The organism is Spirillospora sp. NPDC049024, assembly GCF_040649235.1.
Taxonomy (GTDB): domain Bacteria; phylum Actinomycetota; class Actinomycetes; order Streptosporangiales; family Streptosporangiaceae; genus Spirillospora.
Genome location: NZ_JBEZFD010000008.1, coordinates 238,874 through 261,955, shown reverse-complemented (window position 1 = coordinate 261,955; position 23,082 = coordinate 238,874). Strand labels below are relative to the sequence as shown.

Below are 23,082 nucleotides of genomic sequence, written 5' to 3'. Positions count from 1 at the left end.
CGGAACCGGACGGCCGTTGCTCATGGCCGGCCGAGGCGGCTCCTACTGGACGGCCCTCGCGGCCCGCTCGATCCCCTGCGTGACGGTCCTGGGGGCCGAGAGCAGACCGAGATGCCCGGCGTCGTACTCGGTGACGGTGGAGCCGGCCCGCTTGGCCATGGCCCGTTCGGCACCGGGCGGGATGATCAGGTCCTGGGTGCCGATGAGGTACCAGGACGGGATCTGCTTCCAGGCGGGGGCCCCGGACGGCTCGTTCAGCGCGCCGAGCGTGGCCGGCCGCTGGGTGGCCGCCACGAGCGCCTTGTCCTGCGCGCTCAGGCCGGTCGCGAACGAGGTGAAGACGGTCGACTTCTTGAGGTAGAGGTCGGTCGTCGCGGTGGGCGGAAGGGTGGCGGGCACGAAGTCGAACACCGTGGTGGGGTCGGGGACCGAGAGTGCGGAGTCCGGCCCGGCGAGCGCCGTCCCGCTCTCGCCCTCGTCCGGCGCGAAGGCGTTGACGTAGACGAGCGCCTTGACGTTCGGGTTCCCCGTGGCCGCGTTGGTGATCACCGCACCTCCGTAGGAGTGCCCGACCAGGACGATCGGGCCCCGCAGCGACTCCAGGAAGGCCCTCAGGTACGCGGCGTCGCCGGACAGCGATCGCAGCGGGTTGGCCGGCGCGACGACCGTGTACCCGTCGCCCTGGAGCCTGGGGATGACCTTGCTCCAGTTCGAGGCGTCGGCCCAGGCTCCGTGGACGAGCACGATCGTCGGCTTCGCCGAGCGGCGTTCCTGGGAGAAGGCGCTCGACGCCGGGCTGAGGCTCGCCAGGACGAGCGCCACCGCGGCAAGAACGATCACGGTCGTGTAGGGGCGCCTTCTGATACTGAAAGCCGAGTGGGTGGGCGGACTGGTCATGGTTCTCTCCATTCTGCTTCGGACGGCCACCAGGCCCGGAATGGCGAAGAACATTTCTCTCCGCGCCATGACGGAATCCCGCGCCGGAGGCGAGCACCTGGTGGGCGATCCATATATATGACCGGACACCCCTCTGTTCTGTGACACTTCTCGCGTGAACCCATTTGTCAGCAAGAAACCCGCAAAAAGGAGCCCGCACACGGCCGGGGTGAGGGCCGAGGGGCTCCTTGAGGGGATCGGTCGTGGTCCCGTGGCGGCGGCCCGGTGCGGTCACGGGTCGCCGCCACGGCGCGGGGATCAGCGGAGGGCGTCCAGCGCCGCCTCCACGGCCCGGTGGAAGGTCGGATAGGTGTAGATCATGTGCTTGAGGCGGTCGGTGGGGACCTCGGTGTGGACGGCGACGTTCAGCCCGTACAGCACCTCGCCGCCCGTGGGGCCGGCGGAGGTGGCGCCGACCAGGACGCCGCGGTCGGCGTCCTCGACGAGCTTGACGAACCCCTCGTTGCCGGGTCCGTGGATCATGCCGCGCGCGGACGAGGCGATCGGGACCGAGCCGGTGCGCACCCGCAGGCCCCGGTCGCGCGCCTGCCGCTCCGTCAGTCCCACGGCCCCGATCTCCGGGTCGGTGAAGGTGACGCGGGGCAGCGCCCGGTAGTCCGCGTCGGGTCCGGGGGTCCCCAGGATGTCGCGGACGGCGATCCGCGCCTGGTACATCGAGACGTGGGTGAAGGCGCCGCGACCGGTGACGTCGCCGACCGCCCACAGCCCTTCCCCGGCCCGCAGCTGCCCGTCGGTGCGCACCGCCCGCGCGGCGGGATCGATCCCCACGGTGTCGACCGCCAGCGCGGCCAGGTCCGTGACCCGGCCCGTCGCGACCAGGAGGCGTTCGGCTCGGATCGGCTCCAGACCGCCTTCGAGGAGCGCCTCGAAGGTCGTGCCGTCGTACTCGATCTGGACGGCCCGGGTGCGGGTGCGCACGATGACACCGTCGGCCCGCAGCGCCTGCGCCGCCAGGTCTCCCGATTCCGGCTCCTCCTGCGAGAGCAGCCGCTCCTGGCCTTCCAGGACGGTGACCGTGCAGCCGAAGCGCGCGAACACCTGGGCGAGCTCGACGCCGATCGCGCCGCCGCCGAGCACGAGCATCGAGGCGGGCACCTCATCGGCCGCGATGGCGTCCCGGTTCGTCCAGTACGGCGTCGTCTCCAGGCCCGGGATCGGGGGGATGCGGGGACGGGAGCCGGTGGCGAGGACGACGCCGCGCGCGGCCTCGAACGTGCGGTCCCCCGTGGTCACCCTGCGCACGCCCGCGAGCCGGCCCCTTTCCCGGACCAGCCGCACGCCCTTGGCCGCCAGGCGGTCGGCGGCCGGCTGGTCGTTCCAGCCGCCGGTGGCCTCCGACCGGACGCGGTCGGCGACCTTGCCCCAGTCGGGGACCACCTTGGCCTCGCCGGCGAGGCGGCCGACGCGGCCGGCCTCCGCGATGGCGTTCCCGGCGCGGATCATCGTCTTGCTGGGGACGCATCCCCAGTACGGGCATTCGCCCCCGACGAGTTCCGCCTCCACCCCCACCACGTCCAGGCCCGCTTCGGCCAGCGCGCCCGCGGCGTACTCGCCGCCCGGCCCCAGCCCCACCACGACCACGTCGGCCTTGTCGCTCATGCCGTTCTCCTCTCCGTTGCCCGGCCTTGCCGCCGGCCGTCGGCGCCCGGGCCCGGGGACGCCGTGCTCCTCGGACTCGGGTGACGGTTCTCGATTCGTGTGCCTGCGGCTCCGGACAGGAGCGCGGGCGCGTCGGCGAGCGCGCCGACCACGGCGACGGCGCCGGGGCGGTGCTCGGCGAAGCGGCACGCCGCCTCCGCCTTCGGGCCCATCGAGCCGGCCGGCAGCGGCAGGCGCCGCAGCAGGCCGGGCGTGATGTGGCCGATGGGCCGGGCGTGCGGGGTGCCGTGGTCACGCATGATCGCGGGAACGTCGGTGAGGAGCAGCAGCGCGTCGGCCCCCAGCCTCGTCGCGAGCAGCGCCGCGGCCAGGTCCTTGTCCACCACGGCCTCGATGCCGCGGTGGTCTCCCCCGGTGGGAACGCCGCCTCCGCCGACGGCGACGACCAGGCAGCCCGCGTCGGTGAGCCTGGCGATGGTCGGCAGTTCGACGATGTCGCGCGGCTCGGGGGACGGGACGACGCGGCGCCAGGCGGCGCCGTCCTTGCGCATGGCCCACCCGTGCTCGGCGCGCATCCGCTCGGCCTCCGAGTCGCCGTAGGAGCGGCCGATGAACTTGGTCGGGGCGCCGAACGCGGGGTCGCGGGGGTCGACCGCGGTCTCGGTGAGGAGGGCGGCGATCTCGCGGTCGGGCAGGGCGCGGCGCAGCTCGCGGACCAGCCAGTAGCCGATCATGCCCTGCGTCTCGGCGCCGAGCACGTCGAGCGGGTACGGGGCCGACAGCGCGGGGTCGGCGGCGCTCTCCACGGCCAGCAGCCCGACCTGCGGGCCGTTGCCGTGGGTGATGATCAGCTCGTTGCCGGCCGCCAGCGCGGCCAGCCCCTCGACGGCCTCGCGGACGTGGGCGACCTGCACGGCCGCTTCCGGCGGCTCGCCGCGGCGCAGCAGCGCGTTGCCGCCGAGTGCGGCGACGATCCTCACCGCCGTCCCTCCAGCCGCTCGGTGAGCAGCGCGCTCAGCACCGCCTGCGTGGCGGGGAGCCGGTTGGCGGCCTGCCGGAAGACCAGCGAGCGTTCGCCGTCGATGACCTCTGCGGCGACCTCCTGGCCTCGGTGGGCGGGCAGGCAGTGCATGAAGACGGCGTCGTCGCGGGCGTGGCCCATGAGCCGCTCGTCCACCCGGTACGGCGCGAGCGCCCTGACGCGGCCTTCCCGCTGGTCGTCGGGATCCCCCATGGACACCCAGACGTCGGTGTAGACGACGCTCGCGTTCTTGACCGCTTCGATGGGCTCGTTGGTGAGCGTGACGGCTCCGCCGCTTCGGTCGGCCTGGGCGGCGGCGAACGCGACGGCCTCGTCCGGCGGCGCGTAGCCCGGGGGCGTCGCGACGGTGACGTCCATGCCGGCGATGGCCGCGGCCTCCATGAGGCTGCGGGCGACGTTGCCGCCGTCTCCGACGTAGGCGATGCGGCGGCCGCGCAGGCGTCCGAAGTGCTCCTGGACGGTGAGCAGGTCGGCGACGGCCTGGAGGGGGTGGTGGCCGTCGGTCAGGGCGTTGACCACCGGGACGGGCGCCGCCGCGGCCAGGTCGGCGACGTCGGTGTCGGAGAAGGTGCGGATCACGATGGCGGCGGCGTAGGAGCCCATGACGCGGGCGGTGTCGGGGATGGTCTCGCCGCGCCGGAGCTGGAGTTCGTCGGGGCCGACGCTGACGGGGGTGCCGCCGAGGCGGGTCACCGCGGCGGCGGTCGAGAGCCGGGTCCGGGTGGAGGGCTTGGCGAAGTACATCGGCACGATGCGGTGGGCGAGCAGGTCGGGCGCCGATTCGGGCGCCGTCTGGAAACCGGCGGCCAGCCGCAGCAGGAGGGTCAGGTCGTCGCCGGTCAGGTCGGCGGCGCGCAGCAGGTCTTTCACGGTGTCACCTCGCCGGTGGGGATCGCTTCGTCGCGCTGGAGGGGGCAGCTCATGCAGCGGGGGCCGCCGCGGCCGCGGCCGAGTTCGCCGCCGGGGATGGTGACGACCTCGATGCCCTGGTGGCGGAGCATGGTGTTGGTGGTGATGTTGCGCTCGTAGGCGATGACGACGCCGGGCTCAACGGCCAGGACGTTGTCGCCGTCGTCCCACTGCTCGCGTTCGGCGGCGCGGACGTCCTGCTCGGCGGTCAGGACGCGGACTCGGGGCAGGTCGAGGGCGCGGGCGATCGCGGGGAACAGCGCCTCGTTCTCCTGGACCAGGACCTCGTCGCCGTGGTGGCCGGGTGTGAGGGTGTAGGACCGCAGCGGCGGCAGCCCGCGGTAGACGGTGAAGGCGTCCCGGTCGACCATGGTCATCACGGTGTCCAGGTGCATGAACGCCCGCCGCTTGGGGAGTTGCGCCGCGATGACGCCGCGGGCCGCGCCCGCGGTGAACAGCCGCTGGGCGAGCAGCTCGATGGCCTGCGGCGTCGTCCGCTCGCTCATCCCGACCAGGACCAGGTCCCGGCTGAGGACGTGGATGTCGCCGCCCTCGATCGAGGGCAGCGCGAAGTCCGCGCCGGGGTACCAGACCGGGGGCTCCCGGTCGGTGAACAAGGGGTGGTGCCGGTAGACGGTGCTGAGGTGGAGGGTCTCGCGGCGCCGCGCCGGTTTGGCCATGGGGTGCAGGGTGACGCCGCCGTGGATCCAGGCGGAGGGGTCGCGGGTGAACAGGTGGTTGGGCAGGGGCGGCAGCACGAAGTCGCCGTCGTCCAGGGACGCCAGCAGCAGGCTGTGCGCGGCCAGGCCCATCTCGGCCTTCGTGAGTCCGCCGATGAGGTGGCGGGCGAGGGCGGCGGGGTCGAGGTCCTCCAGCGCGGCGCGGACGGGCCCGGCGAGGGTCGGGCCGAGGGCGGCCTCGGACGCGGTGTGGTCGAGGACCTGGGCCCGGGCCTGGTCCAGCTTGAGGGTCTCGGCGAGCAGGTCGGCGAGGTAGTGGACCTGGACGCCGCGCTCGCGGAGGGTGTCGGCGAACACGTCGTGCTCCTGCCGGGCGCGCTTGGCCCACAGGACCTCGTCGAAGAGCAGGTCGTCCTTGTTGGCCGGGGTGAGGCGCAGCAGTTCCAGGTCGGGGCGGTGCAGCAGGACCTGCCGCAGCCGCCCCACCTCAGAGGTGACGGTGAACACAGGAGTCGGTCCCTTCATGCGACCTGGACGGGCGGTTCGGGCTTGTCGGGGAGGCCGGGCGGCGGGCCGTACTCCTCCGCCTCCTCCACCGCCTCTTCGACCTCGGCCTCCACGACCTGGTCGTGGGCATGGTGGTCGCGGTACTTCAGCCAGGCGTAGACGGGCATCCCCGCGAGGATCAGCAGCGTGCCCTTGTAGACGACCTCGTAGCCGGACCCGGCGACCGCCCAGACCGAGTAGCCGAACGCCAGCAGCGCGATGACCGCGTCCCGCGCCAACCGCCCGCCGGAGAACGCCACGCGGTCGGTGGCCAGCAGCACCAGCTCGGCGACCGCCGCGTAGGCGTACGGGATCACGGTGGTCAGGGTGGCCAGCAGGATGATGAAGGTGAACTGGTCGACCAGGCTCGCGTTGTAGTTCATCAGCATCAGCCCGGTCACCAGGACGCTGGAGACCACCAGGCCGACGATCGGGACGCCGCCGCGCCCGGTGCGCGCGAACACCCGGGGGAACAGCCCGTCGCGCGCCGCCGCGAACGGGATCTGGCCCTGCAGCAGGATCCACCCGTTCAGGGCGCCGAACGCGCTGATCGCCGCGCCCCCGGCCACCAGGTCGGCGGCCCATCCCCCGAACGCGGCGTCGGCGGCGTCGGCGAACGGCGCGGTGGAGTTCGCCAGCGCGGCGGCGGGGACGAGGCCGAGGACGGCGACGGTGCCGAGGATGTAGACCAGGGCGGTGAGGGCGGTCCCGGCGACGGTCGCGCGGGGAATGGTCTTCTGCGGGTCCTGTACGTCCTCGGCCGGCACCGTCGCCGACTCAAGACCGATGAACGACCACAGGGTGAGCGCCGCCGCGGCCGTCACCGCACCGAAAGCGCCCTGCCCGCTGGCGTTGAACTCCCCGAAGTTCCCCGACTTGATGAAGAACAGCCCGCCGACGGCGATCAGCAGCAGCGGGACGAGTTTGATGACGGTGGTGACGAGCTGGACGGCCCCGCCATGGCGGACCCCGTAGGCGTTGACGGCCGTCAGCCCCCAGATCGCCGCGAGGCCGGTCGCCGCCGCCAGGACCTTGTCATCGGCCAGCGAGGGCCAGAAGTGGGCCATGTAGCCGACGAACGCCACCGCGATCGCCGCGTTCCCCGCCCACACCGCGATCCAGTAGCCCCACGCGGTCTGGAAGCCGACGAAGTCGCCGAACGCGCGGCGCGCGTAAGCGTAAGGACCACCCGTGCGCGGGTAGGCCCGGGCCAGGCGCGCGAACACCAGCGCCAGCAGGATCGCCCCCGCCGCCGTGAACCCCCACGCGACCAGGCTGATCGGCCCGAACTCGGCCAGCGAGCTGGGCAGCAGGAACACACCGGACCCGATCATGTTGCCCACCACCAGGGCCGTGGCCATCCACGGTCCCAGCCTCCGGCGGGCCGGCTGAACACTCATGACTGCCTCCTCCGGCGCGGCGAGGCGCCGCGGCTCCCCTCGGTCAACGGCCCGCGCGGACGCATTTCGATGAATGCGACGGCGGCCCGCTTGGGGGAACCCGTCTGGTCTTGTCCTTCACGATGCATGCTCATTCGCGCCTTCAAAGTGATGGGGTCGATAGCACCCCTTCACCATCTCCTGGCAGCCGAACTGGGGCATGACACGAATGCATGAGATCGGCGGACGACAGTTAGCGACCTCGTCCGCCTACGTGAAGGAATTGTTCTGCCGCCGGTTTTTCGCGGGCATGCGAAAGGACGGAGCCGCCCGGGCGGCCGGGCTCACGCTCGGACGGCGGCTGCGCCCGCCGTCCACCGCGCGGTAGTTTCCTAATGTGACGGAACGCTTACGCAGGGGTGAGGTCAGAGCGCCGTGCCACCGCGCGGGTCTTCGCCGGAGCGCGAGAGCAACCGATGGGCGCGGATGGCGAGTTCCATCTCGAACCGCCATGCGGGGTCGTGGAGTCGCCGCCCGAACAGTTCCTCCAGCCGACGCATCCGGTAGCGGACGGTCTGGGGATGGAGGCGGAGCCGGACGGCGGCCTGTGCGTGCGATCCCGTGGTCAGCCAGGCGAGGAGGGTCTCGGTGAGCCGTTCGCGCGGTTCGCGTTCGAGCTCGTCCATCGCGGCCAAGCGGCGTCCCACCAGTTGCCGTGCCAGGTGCTCGTCGCTGAGCAGGAGCAACGCGGGCAGATGGTCGTCGCAGCGGACGTGGTCGAGGTCGGAGAAGGTCCCGTTGCGAAGGAGCGCGAGGGCGCGTTCGGCGGTACGGAGCGACTGCGCCGCCTCCTGCACGGGAACCTGGGTGCCGACGGCGAACCGCGTGCCGCGCAGTCCCCGGCGGAGCCGGTCGATGCGGCCCGGCCGGTCCGGCCCGGGCAGGATCAGGAGTGGTTCGGGACGGTGCAGGTCGCTGAGCACGTCGGGACCGAGCGGCGGGGAGAGCTGCCGCTCGGCTTCCCATGGCCGGTCGAGGACGACGCAGGCGACCGACCCTGGGATGGTCCACTGCGCGGTGCGTGCCGCCTGGACGAGGACCTCGGGGGTGACGGCGCCGTTCCCGGCCAGGATGACCCGCAGGAGGCGCCGACGCTCGCCGCGCAGGACGTCGGCGTCAGGGTGCGACAGGTCGGTGTAGGCGGCGAGTGCATGGGCCGACAGTTCTTCGGCGGTGGCGAGAACCGATTCGGTCAGGCCGTACAGCTGGTCGGCGGTCGCGCCGACCGTCCGGGCGACGTCGGCCAGGCGGCGCCAGGCGAAGCGCGCGCCCGCGTGGTAGGCACTTTGCAGCAGGTCCGGGCCGATGCCGTGCAGGTAGGCGCTGCGCCCCAGCGCACGATGCGTCCTCGCCTGCTCTTCAGGCGGTCCCGTCAGGTCCGAGAGGCCCCTGACGAACGTGCGCAGTTCCTGGTCGATGACGGGCATGGCCTCATGCCCGTAGGCGCGGGCGATCACGGGCAACGCTCGCCAGACGTCCTCCGTGACTCTTTCCGGCAGGTCGGGCAGGTGCACCCGGAGGTACTGAGCGAACTCCCGGCCGCCGAGGGCGCACTCCACAGGCGAGGAGGACGGTGCTGGTGTCGAAGCCGCGCTGAAGAACCGGCTCATTTGCGCCTGCTCGCGTTCACCCGCCCGGCCGCTCGTCCTGGCGGCCGGTACAGGGCCCTGCGATCACATCGATGGCGGCGGACACCATCCGTACGAGCCGGTCGGTGAAGCGCGCGGGGTCGAGGGGGTCGTCGCCGTCCGCGATCCAGTCGTTGATCAGGGCGGCCCAGCCGCCGGTGAGGAAGGCGGCGAGGTCCTCCGCCTCCTGGGGGCCGAGGCGCCCGCCGCCCAGCAATCGCACGATGTGCCGGTTGTACGGGATGAAGAAGCCGGTCAGCGCCTTGTTGAGGCCGAACCCGGAGGACCCGGTCAGGACCGCGCGGTAGAACGGCCGATGGTCGGCGAAATGCCCGGCCACCGCCAGCACCGGGACCCGTACGTCCGAGATGTCGGCAAGCTCGCCGAGACCGGGCAGCAGCTCCCGCCGGGCGAGGTCGAGCGCGGCCTCCAGCAGGAGGCTGTCGCGGTTGCCGAACTGCTGGTACACCACCTGCCGGCTCACGTCCGCCGCCTCGGCGATGTCGGACAGCGGCACCGCCGCCGTCCCCCTCTCGGACACCAGGGCGATCGCCGCCCGGATGAGCGCGGAGCGCGAACGTCGTAACCGTCCCGCCCCGGCCACGGCCTCGATCGGGCAAGGGCCCTGCTGCGACGGGGTCGTTGTCACGCTTGTGACAGTGCGGGCGCCTTCGATTCTTGGATTGGGGCGTGGTCACCGGTCAGGGACGGTGCCTAAGGTCGGCGGACCCGTCGATCAGGAGTGTGGTGATGGAACTCCCCCGCCGCCGGCGCCCGAGAATCGTCCCTGCGATCGTGTCCCTTCTGCTGCTCGGGACGGTGGCGGCCATGAACCCGGCGGCCGCGTCCGCCCTGGACCGGGGCAAGGGGGAGCTGGTCCACGTCGCGGACGGCACGGTGCGCGGCAAGGCCGATACCGCCGGCCGGACCTTCTTCGGCATCCCGTACGCGGCGCCGCCGACGGGCGCCCGGCGGTTCAGGCCGCCGCAGCCGCCCGGGGCGTGGGCGGGTGTCCGGGACGCCACCCGCGAGCCCGCGCTGTGCCCGCAACCGGTACCGCTGGGCAGGACGAGCGAGGACTGCCTCTACCTCAACGTCCACACACCGCCCGCCGCCGAATCGCGCCATCTGCCGGTGCTGGTGTGGATCCACGGCGGCGCCTACATCCTCGGCTCCGGCGCGGGCTACGACCCGGCCCCGCTCGTCGCCGCGGGCCGGGCCGTCGTCGTGTCGATGAACTACCGCCTCGGGCCGCTCGGCTTCATGGCGCTGCCCGGCCTGGCCCGCGAGTCCGGCACCACCGGGAACCACGGGCTCCTCGACCAGCAGGCGGCGCTGCGGTGGGTGCGCGCCAACATCGGCGCCTTCGGCGGCGACCCCCGCAACGTCACCGTCTTCGGCGAGTCGGCGGGCGGCCACAGCGTCTGCATGCAGTTGATCTCCCCTGCGGCGAGGGGGCTGTTCGACAAGGCGATCTCCCAAAGCGGCGGATGCGTCGGCACGCCCCTAGGCCCGGTGTCCCGGGAGAAGGCCTACGGCAACGGCCAGAGATTCGCCGATTCCCTCGGCTGCACCGATCGGCGGACGGTGGTGGCGTGCCTGCGCGGCAAGCCCGCGGACCGGTTCGTCGGCGACTTCGCCGGCATGTTCGGGCGGAACCTGGAGTGGACACCGGTCATCGACGGCCGCGTCGTCAGGGAACCCGCCGCTTCGGCGATCAGGGCCGGCCGCTACCAGAAGGTGCCGCTGATCATCGGAAGCAACGGGAACGAGGGCCGCCTCTTCACCGCCTTCGGCTACCACCTGCAGAAACTCCGGCGCGCGAAGGCCGGGGACCTCGATGAGGCGATCAGGCTCAGCGCACCCGGGGCCGCCGGCGCGATGCGCGCCGCCTACCCGCCCGCCTCCGCGGACAACGCGGACCTCGCCCTGTCCGACTTCACCACCGACGGTCTGTTCGCGTGCCCGGCGCTGTTCACCGCCCAGGGGGCGGCGGCCAACGCCGGGCAGCGGGTCTACCGGTACGAGTTCGCCGACCCCGGCCCGCCCCTGTCGGGCCTCGACCCGCTGATGCCGCTGGGCGACTACCACGCGTCCGAGCTGTTCTACCTGTTCAGGACCGTCCAGAACCTCCCGCCGCTGCCCGGTCTGAACCCGGACCAGCAGCGGCTGTCGCGGCAGATGCTGAGCTACTGGACGGCGTTCGCCAGGACCGGCGACCCCAACACCTCCGGCACCCCCGCCTGGCCCGCCCTCACGTCCGGGACGTCACCGACACAGCGCCTTACCTCCCAGGGAACGGGACCGTTCGGCACGTTCGCCCGCGACCACCACTGCGACCTCTGGGCAGCACTCCCCGGCTGAGCCGACCGCCCCCGCGCCGCCCGGCTACCGGTTCGAGGGCGGCAGGTTCGACCAGAGTCATCGAATCCGCCTGCGCGACGTCACGCTCCCGGCACCTGCCGGGAGCGTGACTCGCCGATCTGCGGAGGTGTCATTGCCAGTAGTGCTCGACCACCGAGGGCGGGCGCGGTTCCGCCTGCCCGGGGTCGCGTCCGAACTCACGCTTGGCGCGGCGTTGCCGGAGCAGGTCCCAGCACTGGTCGAGCTGGATTTCCGCGTCGGCGAGCTCGCGCAGCTCGGCGTGCCCGGTCGCTCCTCCGCTCTCCCGGGCGGTGCGCAGCTGGTGCTCTCGCTCGATCAGGGCCGAGATCCGGCGCAGGATTCCGGTGTCGTCCATGGTCAGGGTCCTAACTCCGAGGGGGCGGGCTGCCTTATGCCGGTCCTGGCACGTGCTGGAGCACGGTGGTGATCTGCCAGTCGACGCTGGAGTGGTCGATGGTGTCGTGCACGGGCGAACCCGCCATCTCGCCGGTGATGCCGGCCGCGCCCGAGCGGGCGTGCTCGGGGCTGTCGTAGGCCACGATGTCGATGACGCGGCCGTCCGCGGTCTCGACAATGCGGCGCCAAAGGAACCCGGGCCGGCGCTTCAGGTACTCGTTGATGTCATCGTTCGCCTTGACGAAGTCGGCGGACGTGAGACCGTCGGCCGGCCGCAGGGTGGTCACTTCCAACGTCTCGGTCATCTCTGCTCCTGGTCGCTGTTCGTGGCGGTGGCCTCGGAGTGCCGGCGCCGGATGAGCGCGCTTCCGAGCGGCCTCGCTCATCGTGTGCCGCACGAACGCGCTCCAACATCGGTCAAATGACCGCATGTCCCGTCGGGGCGGCAGCGGCGCCCGGTTCCGTGTGCGCGTCGTGCGCAGCGCCGTCCTCTGACCGGCGGCTACGGGCAACGGCCGGTCCCGGTTAGGTCATCCAACTGATGCTGGGCGTCCCCGCCGCGCGAAGACTGGTCGCACCAACCGCAGCGGCCAGGAGGGCACGTCATGACCAAGCTGAGCGTCGGCCAGGAGAACGGCCACGACATCGAGATCCACTTCGAGGACCACGGCGACGGCCGGCCCGTCGTCCTCATCCACGGGTTCCCCCTCGACGGCCGGTCCTGGGACAAGCAGGAGCGCGTCCTGCTCGAGGCCGGGCACCGGGTCGTCTCCTACGACCGCCGGGGGTTCGGCGAGTCCAGCCGCACCACGGTCGGGTTCGACTACGACACCTTCGCCGACGACCTGCACGCGCTGCTCGAACACCTCGACCTGCGCGACGTCGTCCTGGTCGGGTTCTCCATGGGGACCGGCGAGGTCGTCCGGTACCTCGGCCGCCACGGCTCCGACCGCATCGGCAAGGTCGCGCTGCTGGCGACGGTCCCGCCGTACCTGCTCAAGGCCGACGACAACCCCGAGGGCGTGGACCGCGAGGTGTTCGAGGGCATCAAGGCCGCGATCGTCGCCGACCGCCCCGGCTACTTCAAGGACTTCCTCGACGACTTCTTCAACGTCGACATCCTCGGCGGGACCCGGATCAGCGAGCCCGCCTGGCAGGCCGCCTTCGCCATGGCGCTGCAGGCCGGCCCGTACGCCGTGCACGCGTGCGTGGACACCTGGCTCACCGACTTCCGCGCCGACCTCGCGGCGATCGACGTGCCCGCCCTGGTCGTCCACGGCGACTCCGACCGCATCCTGCCCTACGAGGCCACGGCCGCGCGCCTGCCGGCGCTCATCCCCGGACTGACGTTCGTCACCGTCAAGGACGGCCCGCACAACATCGCCTGGACCCACCCGGAGGTCGTCAACCCCGCCCTCCTCGACTTCATCAAGGCCTGACGGCCGCGGAGCCGCGACACCGAGGAGACCCGAACCATGAGCACATCGTCCCCGCCCTTCATGCGGGCCCAGATCCTGGCCGCCTTCGGCGAGCCGCTCCAGCTCGCCGAACTGCCGGTGCCCTCGCCGGGCCCCGGCGAGGTGCTGGTCCGGATCGCGGCGGCCGGCCTCAACCCCCTGGACACCAAGATCGCCGCGGGCGAGGCCGCGCACGCCCGGGTGCGCCCGCCGGCGGTCCTCGGGCTCGACGCCTCCGGCGTCGTCGCCGCCACCGGGCCGGGGGTGAGCGGCTTCGACGTCGGCGACGAGGTCTACGGGATGATCGGCGGCGTCGGCGGGGTGCAGGGGAGCCTGGCCGAGTACGCCGCGGTGGACGCCTCGCTGCTGGCGCGCAAGCCGGCCCGGTGGACGATGGAGGAGGCCGCCGCGGCGCCGCTGGCGATCATCACCGCCTGGGAGGGGCTGGTCGACCGGGCCCGGGTGGGCGGCGGGGACACGGTCCTCGTCCACGGCGGCGCCGGCGGAGTGGGGCACCTGGCGGTCCAGCTCGCCGCGGCGAGGGGCGCGCGGGTGTGGGCGACGGGGCACGCCTTTCAGGCCGCTACCCTGCGCCGGCTCGGTGCGGTCCCGATCGACTTCGAACGCTCGCCGGTCGAGGAGTACGTGCGCGAGCACACGGGCGGGCTGGGCTTCGACGTCGTCTTCGACACGCTGGGAGGCCCGAACCTGGACCGCTCGTTCACAGCGGTCAAGCGCTACACAGGTCACGTCGTCAGCAGCCTCGGCTGGGGCACCCACAGCCTGGCGCCGCTTTCCTTCCGGGGTGCGAGCTACTCCGGGGTGTTCACCCTCCTCCCGCTTCTGGAGGGCGAGGGCAGGGCCGCCCACGGACGGATACTCGCCTCGGCCGCCGCGCTCGCCTCCGAGGGCGCGCTGCGTCCGATCCTCCACGGAGACGGATACGGGTTGCAGGACGCCGACATCGCGCTGAAGGAGGTCGCGCAGGGCGTCCCGGCCGGCAAGGTCGTCGTCCGCCTCACCTAGCCGGAGAGCCGCCGCCGCGGGTCCGGGCCGTCGCCCCGTGACGCGCGGCGGGCGGCGTGCCGACGAGCAGGAGACCGTGGAGCATGCCGCCCGGCACTTCGAATACGCTGGTGGCGGTCAGGTTTCCGGTCTCTCGGCCCGTGTTCGAGCCGCATGCCGGGGCTGCGGCCCGACTACGCGGGGGTGCTCGTGGCCGACCACGAATCCGGCGGTGGCGCGGCAGAGAGCCTCATAGTGGGGCGGGCGCCGGAGACTGCGGCGCTCACCTCGTTCCTGAGCACCGCAGTCCGCGAGGGCGGCGCGCAGCTCCTCACCGGCGACCCGGGCATGGGCAAGACCGAACTGCTCAACGCCGCCGCGCGGCAGGCCGAGTCGACGGGCGCCCGCGTCCTGCGGGCATCCGGCTCCGAGTACGAGACCGGGCTGAGCTTCGCCGGGCTCCACCAGCTCATGCTGCCCGTCGTGGACACTCTGCCGGAGCTGCCCGGGCACCACCGCACCGCGCTGGCGACCGCGCTGGGACTCGATCGCGGAGATCCCCCCAGCCGACTGGCGCTGACCAGCGCGCTGCTGGACTGGTTGCGCCGCCTGTCCTCGACGGCGCCGCTGGTGCTGGTGGTCGACGATCTGCAGTGGGTCGACCGTCCGAGCGTCGTGGTCCTCAACCTGGTGGCCCGCAGGATCGGCGGTCTCCAGGTCGGCCTGCTGCTGTCCCAGCGCACGGGGCACGAGAGCTTCTTCGACCGCGAGTCGGTCCCGGAACTGCAGCTGCCGCCCCTGGGCGACGACGACGCCCTCAGCCTGCTGCGCCGCCACCATCCGAACCTGCACTCGTCGGTCCGGCACCGCATCCTCGCCGACGCCGGGGGCAACCCGCTGGCCCTCATCGAACTGCCCCGCTCGCTGACCGCGGCACAGGAGAGCGGAGCCGACTTCCTGCCGCCCACCCTGCCGCTCAGCGTCCGGCTGACGTGGCTGTTCGAGCGCCGGGTCTCGGCGCTGCCCGCGCCCACCCGGCGGCTGCTGCTGCTCGCCGCGCTCGGCGACGGGGACGGCACGGGCCTGACGGAGGTCGTCGCCGGGTCCTCGGCCGACCTGGCCCCCGCCGAGGTGAGCGGGCTGGCCTCGGTGGACCGGCGGGCCAACCGGCTGCTCTTCGCGCATCCGCTCATCAGGTCCGCGGTCGTCGACCTGGCCACCGCGCCGGAGCGCAGGGCCGCCCACCAGCGGCTCGCCCAGCTGGCGGCGGGCCAGGACGTGCGGGCGCTGCACCTGGCCGAAGCGGCCCTCGGCCCCGACGACAGGGTCGCCCACCTGCTCGTCGAGGTCGCGGACGCCGCGCTCGAACGCGGTGACACGGTGCAGGCGGTGTCGCTGCTGCTGCGCGCCGCCGACCTGAGCCTCGACCCGTCCGAGAAGGCCCGCAGCCTGGCCCAGGCCGCCTACATCGGGGCCAACTTCGCCGGCACGCTCGCGGGCGCCCGCGCGCTTCTGGAGCGGGCCCGGACGGCCGATCCGGCGGTGACGAGCACGCTGCAGGCGTCGAACGCCGCCGCGGCCCACCTGCTCAACAGCGAAGGCGACATCGACACCGCGCACAAGATGCTCGTCAGCGCCCTGGACCACGCGGACCCCGTCCCGGAGCACGCCTCCGAGCTGGAAGAGGCGCTGCGCACCCTCATGATGATCTGCACCTTCGGCGGGCGCCCGGAGCTGTGGAAGCCGTTCGACGACGCGGTCGCCCGGCTGGCGCCGCTGCTCACCGCACCGTTCAGGCTCGCGGCGGCGACGTTCGGCGATCCGGTGCGGTCCACGCCGGAGCAGTTGGGCGAACTGGACGCGCTGGTCGCGGGCCTGGACGGCGAGACCAACGCGATCCGGGCCGTCACGGTCGCCCTGGCGGGCCAGTACGTCGACCGGTTCCCCCGCGCCGCGCTGGAACGCGCGGCGACCGAGGGCGGGAGCGGAGGCGCCGTCGCGCTCGCCGTCCAAGCCCTGATCATGCTGGCGGTCGGCGCCTTCCTCGAAGGGCGCTGGGAGGAGGCGGGCGGCCTGGCCGACGAGGGCATCGCCCTCTGCCAGGAGCACGGCTACGAGATCCTGGTCTGGGGAGCGCAGAACCCGCGGATGCTGCTGGCCGCCGCCCGGGGCGACTTCGAGTACATCGCCCGTGCGCGCGCTCGGATGCACCAGTGGGCGATCCCGCGCAACGCCATGGCCGTGCGCACCTTCACGTCCAACATCGAGGGCCTGGCCGCACTCACCCAGGGACGCCACCAGGACGCGTACGACCACTACACCTCGATCTGCCCGCTGGGCACGTTCCCGCCGCACGAGCAGGTCACGGTCTGGACGGTCATGGACGCCGTCGAGGCCGCCGTGCGCAGCGGGCACGCCGACGAGGCCCGCGCGCACGTCCGCGCCGCCGCGGAGGCCGGCCTGGCCCGCATCTCGCCCCGGCTCCGCTTCCTGTGCGACGCCTCCGCCGCGCTGGTGGCGGACGACGACTCCTATCCCGATCTGTTCGAGCCGCTCGTCTGCGACCCCGGGTCGGCGCGATGGCCGTTCCCGCTGGCCCGCCTCGAACTCGCCTACGGCGAGCGCCTCCGCAAGGACCGCGCGATGCGAGCCGCCCGTCCTCACCTGGAACGCGCGGGAAGGCTGTTCTCCGATCTCGGCGCGACACCGTGGGCCGAGCGAGCCGAGGCCGCGCTGCACGCCACCGGCCAGAAGCGGCGCACGTCCGCCGCAGGACCGGCAGCGGCGCTCACACCCCAGGAACGGCAGATCGCCGAGCTGGCGGCGACCGGCATGACCAACCGGCAGATAGGCGAACTGCTGTCGCTGTCCCCCCGGACCGTCGGCGCCCACCTCTACAGGGTCTTCCCCAAACTAGGCATCGCCTCCCGCGCCGCCCTCCGTGACGCCCTGACCGACCTGAGCGACGGGCAAGCCTCTCCGTAGCGCCTGGACGGCGCGGCGCCGCCCGGCCTTCATCGAGTCGTTTGACCGATGTTCGCCGCCGCTCCACCGCCGAGGCTGGTCTTCCCTGACCGGTCACACCGCGAGGAGCCCCGATGGACACCGCTACCGAAGGCAAGATCGTTCTCATCACCGGCGCGAGCAGCGGCATCGGCGCGGCGACCGCCCGCCGGCTTGCGGCGGACGGCCACCACGTCGTGCTCGGCGCGCGGCGCCTCGACCGGCTCAAGACGCTCGCCGACGAGATCCGCACCGCCGGCGGCCGGTGCGACGACCGGGAACTCGACGTGACCAGCCTCGGCAGCGTCCGCGCCTTCGCCGAGGCCGCCCACGACCGGCACGGCCGCGTCGACGTGCTCGTCAACAACGCCGGCGTGATGGCCCTGTCGACGCTGGAGGCCCTGCGCATCGACGAGTGGAACCAGATGATCGACGTGAACCTGCGGGGCACCCTGCACGGGATCGCCGCCGTCCTCCCCCTCATGCGCGCCCGGGGCACCGGTCACATCGTCAACGTCGCCTCGACGTCCGCGCACCGGGTCGACCCCACGGCCGCGGTCTACTGCGCCACCAAGTACGCGGTGTGGGCGCTCTCGGAGGGGCTGCGGCAGGAAAGCCGGGACATCCGCGTGACCGTCGTGAGCCCCGGATTCACCCAGTCGGAACTCACCGACCGCGGCGGTGCCCCGGAGGCGCAGGCCGCCGCCCGGGCCGCCGCCGAACAGCTCGCCATCCCGGCCTCCGCCATCGCCGACTCCATCGCGTACGCGATCGCCCAGCCGGCTGACGTCGACGTCAACGAACTAATCATCCGCCCCACCGCCCAAACCTGACCTAGGTATCAGGGACAACACCGCCCCTGCACCGCCCCACATGCCGCGATGGTCGGCCGTACGCATCTCCGGATCGCCATCCAAATCTCGCCGGCCCTCCTGAAGGGCGAGGATGGGGCGGGCGTCATCGGTTCGTAAGGGGCATCTGGCGGTTCTGTGGTTAGCGTGGCCTGCATGAAGAAGTTGATCGTGGTCGGGGCCGTGTTGCTCCTGGCCGGGTGCGGGGGCGGCGGGGCCACGACCGCCGCCGAACCGGGCGGTTCGGCGGCCGGGAGCCCGTCCGCGGCGGCGTCCGGCGCGGCGGGCGAGCGCGTTCCCGCACCGTTGCGCTTCGAGGGCGAGACGCTGGACGGCAAGCCGTTCGACGGCGCGAGCCTGGCGGGCAGGCCGGTGGTGTTCTGGTTCTGGGCGCCCTGGTGCCCGAACTGCCTCGCCGAGGGCCCGGACGTCGCCGAGGCCGCCGCGAAGTACGGGGACAAGGTCTCCTTCGTAGGCATCGGCGGCCTGGAGAAGGACGCGGGCAAGCTGAAGGGGTTCGTCTCGCGCACGGGCACCCGGGACCTCGTCCAGCTGGACGATCGCACCGGCGAGATGTACTCCCACTTCGGGGTGACCACGCAGTCGTCGTACGTGTTCATGGCGCCCGACGGGACGAAGAGCAAGGCCTCCGGCCCGCTCGACGGCGCCGCGCTGCGCCGGCACGTCGACGCGCTCCTCGGCTGACCCGTGGAGAGGGAGATCTCGCTCGCGCTGGCCGCCGGGTCGGTGGCGGCGTTCAACCCGTGCGGCTTCGCGCTGCTGCCGTCCTACCTGACGCTGCTGGTCGCGGCGCCCGGCGCGGGCGGCGTCCGGCGGGCGCTGCGGCTGTCGGCCGCGATGACCGCGGGGTTCGTCACCGTGTTCGGCGCGTTCGGGCTGCTGATATCGGTGGCCACGACCTCGATCCAGCAGTACCTGCCCTGGTTCACCATCGTCGTGGGCGTGGCCCTGGTCGCGCTGGGCGCATGGCTCGCGGCCGGGCGGGAGCTCCTGCTCCGGCTGCCGCGGCTCCGCGTGGGCGGGCTGTCAGGATCCTTCGCGGGGCTCTACGGGTACGGCGTCTCCTACGCCGTCGCCTCGCTGTCGTGCACCATCGCACCGTTCCTGGCCGTCACCGGGCTGGTGTCCGGGGGGACGGGGGTGGTCGCGGGGCTGGCGGCGTTCGCCGCCTACGGCGTCGGCATGGGACTGGTCGTGGGCCTGCTGTCGATGCTGGTGGCGCTGGCGCGCGACGCCGCCGTGGCGCGCACCCGCCGGATCCTGCCGCACGTCTCGCGCGCCAGCGGCGTCCTCCTGGTGGTGGCGGGACTCTACGTCGCCTACTACGGCTGGTACGAGGCGCGGGTCCTCGCGGGCGCCCCGGCCCGCTCCTCCGTCGTCGGCGCGGCCGCCGAGATCCAGGGCGCGCTGTCGGGCTGGGTGGACCGGCTCGGGGTCTGGTGGATCGCCGCGGCCTTCGCCGCCGTCACGGCCGGGACCGCGGCGGCGCGCATGCTGCGGCGGCGCCACCGGACGGCCGGACCGGCCGCGGAGGCGGAACCGGTGGGCCGTCCGGGCTGAGTCACGGGGTTCGGGGGCCGGGCGCGGCGGCGGCGCGCGCGAGGTGCTCCGCGGCGGCGTCCGGGCGGCCGATCCGCTGGGCGAGCTTCGCCAGGACGGCATGGTTGGAGCCGGCGCAGGCCAGGGCCGAGCCGACGACCTGGAGCCGGTCCCGGTACGGGTGCAGCAGCCGGTACATGGCCGCCGGGTCGGGGGTCCCGAGTACGGCGGCGATCTCCCCGAGCTGGCCGTGCTCGAAGTCCGAGGCCCAGGTCCGCTCGCGGGGCACCCGGTCGAGGCCCCAGCGGCGGAGCAGCCGCTCGGCGCGCTCCCGCTCGCCCGCGTCCAGCAGCGCCAGGACGGCGGTGGGGCGCAGCGCCGTGTTCTCCGCGTGCGGCGCCGCGGCGAGGAGTTCGTCCAGCCGGCCGGGGACCCGCCCCCTCGTCCGGTCCAGGACGGTGAGCTGCATGAGGCGGGCCCACTGCGCGCCCCACACGCTGGTGCGGCGGTGCTGCCGGTACGCCTGCTCGATCAGTTCGAGGGCCGTGTCGCCGTCGCCGCGGAAGATCGCGTACCCGGCCTCCTGGTAGGTGTGCTGGAGCTCCAGCTCGGGGATGCCGAGGCTCTGCACCATGCGCCCGGACCATTCCAGGCCGTCCTCGTACTCGGCGATCCGGCCGAACTTCAGATGCACCGAGAGCAGGTGCATGCGCGCGATCACCTCGGTGTCGGCCGGCAGCCCGGCGCCCGCGAGCGCGAGCGACTCCTCCAGCGCGGCGATCCTGGCGGGCTCCCGCTCCGGGACCCAGGAGGCGATGACGTAGTTGTTCAGCGTCCGGCCGCGCAGCACCGGGTCGCCGAGCCGCCGGGCGATCTCCACCGCCTCCTCGGCCAGCCGCTCCCCCTCCGGGCGCTCGGGGCCGTAGTACAGCTCGACGGCCAGGGTGCCCAGCAGCTCCGCACGCCGGCGCGGGTCGCGCGTCTCGGCGATCAGTTCCCGCAGCAGCGCGACGAAGCCGGGGTCGACGGTGCCGTAGGCGCGCCAGTTCCACAGCGTCACCCCGCCCAGGATCGACACCGCGTCGGCGAGCCGCTCCCGGTCCCCGGCCCGCCGGGCGATCTCCACCGCCTCGTCCAGCACCGCGTCGGCGCCGCGCACGTCGCCCGAGAGCCGCAGCTCCTCGACGAGGGTGATCAGCGTCCGGTAGCGGCGGTCCTCCCCGCGCCCGCCCGGCGGCAGCACCGCCAGGGCCCGCTCGCGGTGCCGGGCGGCCTGGTCGAAGGCGAGCCGCCTGCGGGCCTCGTCGGCGGCGCGGGAGCAGGTGCGGAAGGCGGGCTCGGACGCGGTGCCGCCCGCGGCGTGGAAGCGGTGCCGCGCCAGGTCGTCCAGGCGGCCGTCCCCGCCGTGGACGGCCTCGATGGCGTCGGCGAGGAGCGCGTGCAGCTGCGTCCGCTCGCCGGGGGCCAGCCGCGCCGCCAGCGCGTCCCGGGAGATGTCGTGGACGAACCGCCACTTCCACGTCTCCTCGTCGTGCCGGAGCAGCCCGCTGTCCAGCGCCGGCTCCAGCGCGGTCACCACCTGCGCCGGTTCCATCCGGACGGCGTGGGCGAGGATCCCGACGTCGATCTCGGCGCCCGCGAGCGCCGCCAGCCGCACCAGGACGCGGGTGCGCTCGGGCAGCCGCTCGAACCGGCGTTCCACGACGTCCCGGACGGTGGCGGGCACCTGCGACCGGGACCGCCCGTCCGCGTCGTCGTGGAACCGGAGCAGCTCGGCGAGGAAGAACGGGTTCCCGCCGGTGCGCTCCCGCACCGCCGCCGCGTCCGGGAGCCCCTCGCCGTGCCCGCCGAGCAGGGTCTCGATCTCGGTGACGGAGAGCCCGGACAGCGGGAGCCGGTGGACGGCGCGCTCGCGTCCCAGCAGGGCGAGCGTGTCCTCCAGCGCCGCCGGGTCGAGCGCGTCGGTGGACCTGCACGTCGCCACGACGCCGCACGGCAGGCCCCGCAGGCGCCCGATGAGCAGCCGCAGCGCCTGCAGCGATCCCGCGTCGGCCCATTGCAGGTCGTCCAGGACGAGCAGCAGCGGACCGGTGCGGGCGGCTTCGACGACCGCGCGGGCGATGGCCTCCAGCAGGCGGAAGCGCTCGATCGCGAGGTCCTGGGTCCGGGTGGCCGCGCGGCCTGCGGCGAGGCCGGCCGGACGGTCATCCGCGCCGGCCGCGAAGGCGGGACGTTCCACGCCCAGCTCCTGGAGCACCTGTTCCCAGAGCCAGAAGGGCGGGGCTCCGAGGTCCTCGACCGCCCGCGCCCACACCACGTTCATGTGCCGCTCGCGGGCGAGCCGCGCGGCGGCCTCGGCGAGCGTGGTCTTGCCGATCCCCGCCTCGCCTTCGAGCAGCACCATCGCCCCGGTGCCCCGGAGGGCCGCCTCGATCCCGGCCCGCAGCTCGCCGAGCTCGCGTTCGCGTCCGACGAGCCCCGGCACGGCACCCGCGGCCTGCGGCGCCGCCGGCTCGACGTCGGCACCGGCCGTCTGCTCAGTGCTTCCGAACGGTACGGGCTGCGGGACGGCCGGCGGAGTCCGCGCCTCCAGTACGGAGGCGGCCTCCGGGACGGAGGCGGCCCTCTGGACGGGGGCCGCGGTGGCGACCTCGCCGAGTGAGGGGTCGCGGCGCAGGATCGCGCTCTGCAGGTCGTCCAGTTCGGGCCCCGGGACCAGCCCGAGTTCCTCGTCCAGCAGCCGGCGGCAGTCCTGGTACGCCTTGAGCGCGTCGGCCTGCCTGCCGTCGCGGTAGGCGGCGAGCATGAGCCGCGCCCAGTACCGCTCACGGAGCGGCTCTTCGCGGACGAGCGCCTCGGCGGCCGCGGCGGCCATGTCCGGGCGGCCGCATCCGAGCAGCGCGGCGGCCCTGCAGTCGAGCGCGCGGAGCCGCAGCTCCGCCATGGCCTCGGCCTGCCCGGCCAGGTCGGGGTCCTCCGCGACGTCGGCGAAGGGACGGCCGCGCCACAGCGCCAGCGCGCGGTCGACGGCCTCCAGTGCGGTGGGGTGGGCGGCCCGCTCCACCAGCCGCTCGCCGTCCGCGACCAGGGCGGCGAACAGTTCGGTGTCGACCTCGCCGTCCGCCGCGCTCAGCAGGTACCCGGGCGGACGGGTCACGATCGCGCCGGTGCCCGCGCGGGCCTTGCGGGACGGGTCGAGCAGCCGCCGCGCCTGGGAGACGTAGACCTGGAGCGTCCCGACCGCGGAGGCCGGGGGCTCACCCGACCACAGCCGGTCGATCAGCCGGTCGACCGACACGACCCGGTTGGCGTCCGCGATCAGAAGCGTCAGCAGCGCGCGCAGCTTGCCCGATCCCACGACGACGGGCGCGCCCGCCGCGTCGGTCACCTCCAGCGGCCCCAGGACCCGGAACCGCGGCGGCCCGGTGGCAGCGCCGGCCCCCCGCTCGAAATCGCCTTCCACCCGCCCCCGCCGTGGTGCCCCGTGTCCCCCGTGCCGGCCGCCCGGCCGCCGCTTAAGGACGGCTTGTGTCCGGCCTAAACCGCACCGAACAGGCCAAATGTAACCCACCCGAAAGGGTGCCCCAAGTGCCGCCTGCGAGAACAGATGCGCCGCCCGCCGCTC

Annotated in this window: 18 protein-coding genes; 7 read left to right on the top strand and 11 right to left on the bottom strand. The window is 73.6% G+C overall.

The genetic code is table 11. The features are described from left to right. Positions 1-42 precede the first annotated feature (42 nt). The 8 genes from AB0C21_RS17650 to AB0C21_RS17615 all read right to left on the bottom strand — a co-directional run bounded on the left by AB0C21_RS17650 (position 43) and on the right by AB0C21_RS17615 (position 9,449). Positions 43-897: an alpha/beta fold hydrolase gene (locus AB0C21_RS17650; RefSeq protein ID WP_500205217.1), complete on the bottom strand. Its 855-nt coding sequence runs from the start codon at positions 895-897 to the stop codon at positions 43-45. A gap of 297 nt (positions 898-1,194) precedes the next feature. Continuing rightward, complete coding sequence (locus AB0C21_RS17645) at positions 1,195-2,556, bottom strand: dihydrolipoyl dehydrogenase family protein (protein WP_500205215.1); 1,362 nt, start codon at positions 2,554-2,556, stop codon at positions 1,195-1,197. Beyond that, on the bottom strand, positions 2,553-3,536 hold the full coding sequence (locus AB0C21_RS17640) for a carbamate kinase (protein WP_500205214.1): 984 nt from the start codon (positions 3,534-3,536) through the stop codon (positions 2,553-2,555). Before AB0C21_RS17640 ends, AB0C21_RS17645 begins: the two co-directional genes overlap by 4 nt. Continuing rightward, positions 3,533-4,468 carry an ornithine carbamoyltransferase gene (gene argF, locus AB0C21_RS17635; RefSeq protein WP_500205212.1) on the bottom strand — a complete coding sequence of 312 codons (936 nt, stop codon included), beginning with the start codon at positions 4,466-4,468 and terminating at the stop codon, positions 3,533-3,535. The genes AB0C21_RS17640 and argF overlap by 4 nt, the downstream gene beginning before the upstream one ends. Then, positions 4,465-5,694 (bottom strand): arginine deiminase, encoded by a 1,230-nt coding sequence (locus AB0C21_RS17630; RefSeq protein ID WP_500205211.1) that lies wholly within the window; start codon positions 5,692-5,694, stop codon positions 4,465-4,467. The genes argF and AB0C21_RS17630 overlap by 4 nt, the downstream gene beginning before the upstream one ends. A gap of 14 nt (positions 5,695-5,708) precedes the next feature. Beyond that, the gene (locus AB0C21_RS17625; RefSeq protein WP_500205209.1) at positions 5,709-7,133 is read right to left on the bottom strand and encodes an amino acid permease; all 1,425 of its coding nucleotides are present in this window, start codon (positions 7,131-7,133) and stop codon (positions 5,709-5,711) included. A 404-nt stretch (positions 7,134-7,537) separates the two neighbouring features. Then, the gene (locus AB0C21_RS17620) at positions 7,538-8,782 is read right to left on the bottom strand and encodes a PucR family transcriptional regulator (protein ID WP_500205208.1); all 1,245 of its coding nucleotides are present in this window, start codon (positions 8,780-8,782) and stop codon (positions 7,538-7,540) included. Positions 8,783-8,798: 16 nt separating this feature from the next. After that, positions 8,799-9,449: a TetR/AcrR family transcriptional regulator gene (locus tag AB0C21_RS17615; protein WP_500205206.1), complete on the bottom strand. Its 651-nt coding sequence runs from the start codon at positions 9,447-9,449 to the stop codon at positions 8,799-8,801. A 101-nt stretch (positions 9,450-9,550) separates the two neighbouring features. Here AB0C21_RS17615 and AB0C21_RS17610 point away from each other — a divergent pair, with 101 nt between their 5' ends. Then, complete coding sequence (locus tag AB0C21_RS17610; RefSeq protein ID WP_500205204.1) at positions 9,551-11,164, top strand: carboxylesterase/lipase family protein; 1,614 nt, start codon at positions 9,551-9,553, stop codon at positions 11,162-11,164. Positions 11,165-11,294: 130 nt separating this feature from the next. Here the strand turns inward: AB0C21_RS17610 and AB0C21_RS17605 are convergent, their stop codons facing one another. Together AB0C21_RS17605 and AB0C21_RS17600 are read right to left on the bottom strand one after the other, a co-directional pair. Continuing rightward, the gene (locus AB0C21_RS17605; RefSeq protein WP_500205202.1) at positions 11,295-11,540 is read right to left on the bottom strand and encodes a DUF2630 family protein; all 246 of its coding nucleotides are present in this window, start codon (positions 11,538-11,540) and stop codon (positions 11,295-11,297) included. Between the two features lie 34 nt (positions 11,541-11,574). Continuing rightward, complete coding sequence (locus AB0C21_RS17600) at positions 11,575-11,886, bottom strand: hypothetical protein (protein ID WP_500205200.1); 312 nt, start codon at positions 11,884-11,886, stop codon at positions 11,575-11,577. 300 nt (positions 11,887-12,186) lie between these two features. Between AB0C21_RS17600 and AB0C21_RS17595 the strand changes: the two genes are divergently transcribed. From AB0C21_RS17595 to AB0C21_RS17570, 6 genes are all read left to right on the top strand, one after another. After that, positions 12,187-13,020, top strand: a complete 834-nt coding sequence (locus tag AB0C21_RS17595; RefSeq protein ID WP_500205198.1) for an alpha/beta fold hydrolase — start codon at positions 12,187-12,189, stop codon at positions 13,018-13,020. A 36-nt stretch (positions 13,021-13,056) separates the two neighbouring features. Then, on the top strand, positions 13,057-14,064 hold the full coding sequence (locus AB0C21_RS17590) for a zinc-dependent alcohol dehydrogenase family protein (RefSeq protein WP_500205196.1): 1,008 nt from the start codon (positions 13,057-13,059) through the stop codon (positions 14,062-14,064). A 153-nt stretch (positions 14,065-14,217) separates the two neighbouring features. Beyond that, the gene (locus AB0C21_RS17585; protein ID WP_500205194.1) at positions 14,218-17,028 is read left to right on the top strand and encodes an ATP-binding protein; all 2,811 of its coding nucleotides are present in this window, start codon (positions 14,218-14,220) and stop codon (positions 17,026-17,028) included. A gap of 113 nt (positions 17,029-17,141) precedes the next feature. Continuing rightward, positions 17,142-17,879, top strand: a complete 738-nt coding sequence (locus tag AB0C21_RS17580; RefSeq protein WP_500205192.1) for an SDR family oxidoreductase — start codon at positions 17,142-17,144, stop codon at positions 17,877-17,879. 174 nt (positions 17,880-18,053) lie between these two features. Then, on the top strand, positions 18,054-18,602 hold the full coding sequence (locus tag AB0C21_RS17575; protein ID WP_500205190.1) for a TlpA family protein disulfide reductase: 549 nt from the start codon (positions 18,054-18,056) through the stop codon (positions 18,600-18,602). A gap of 3 nt (positions 18,603-18,605) precedes the next feature. Then, a complete protein-coding gene (locus AB0C21_RS17570; protein WP_500205188.1) occupies positions 18,606-19,478 on the top strand; it encodes a cytochrome c biogenesis CcdA family protein in 873 nt (290 codons plus the stop codon). A gap of 1 nt (position 19,479) precedes the next feature. Here the strand turns inward: AB0C21_RS17570 and AB0C21_RS17565 are convergent, their stop codons facing one another. Beyond that, positions 19,480-22,920: an ATP-binding protein gene (locus AB0C21_RS17565; RefSeq protein WP_500205186.1), complete on the bottom strand. Its 3,441-nt coding sequence runs from the start codon at positions 22,918-22,920 to the stop codon at positions 19,480-19,482. Between the last annotated feature and the right edge of the window lie 162 nt (positions 22,921-23,082).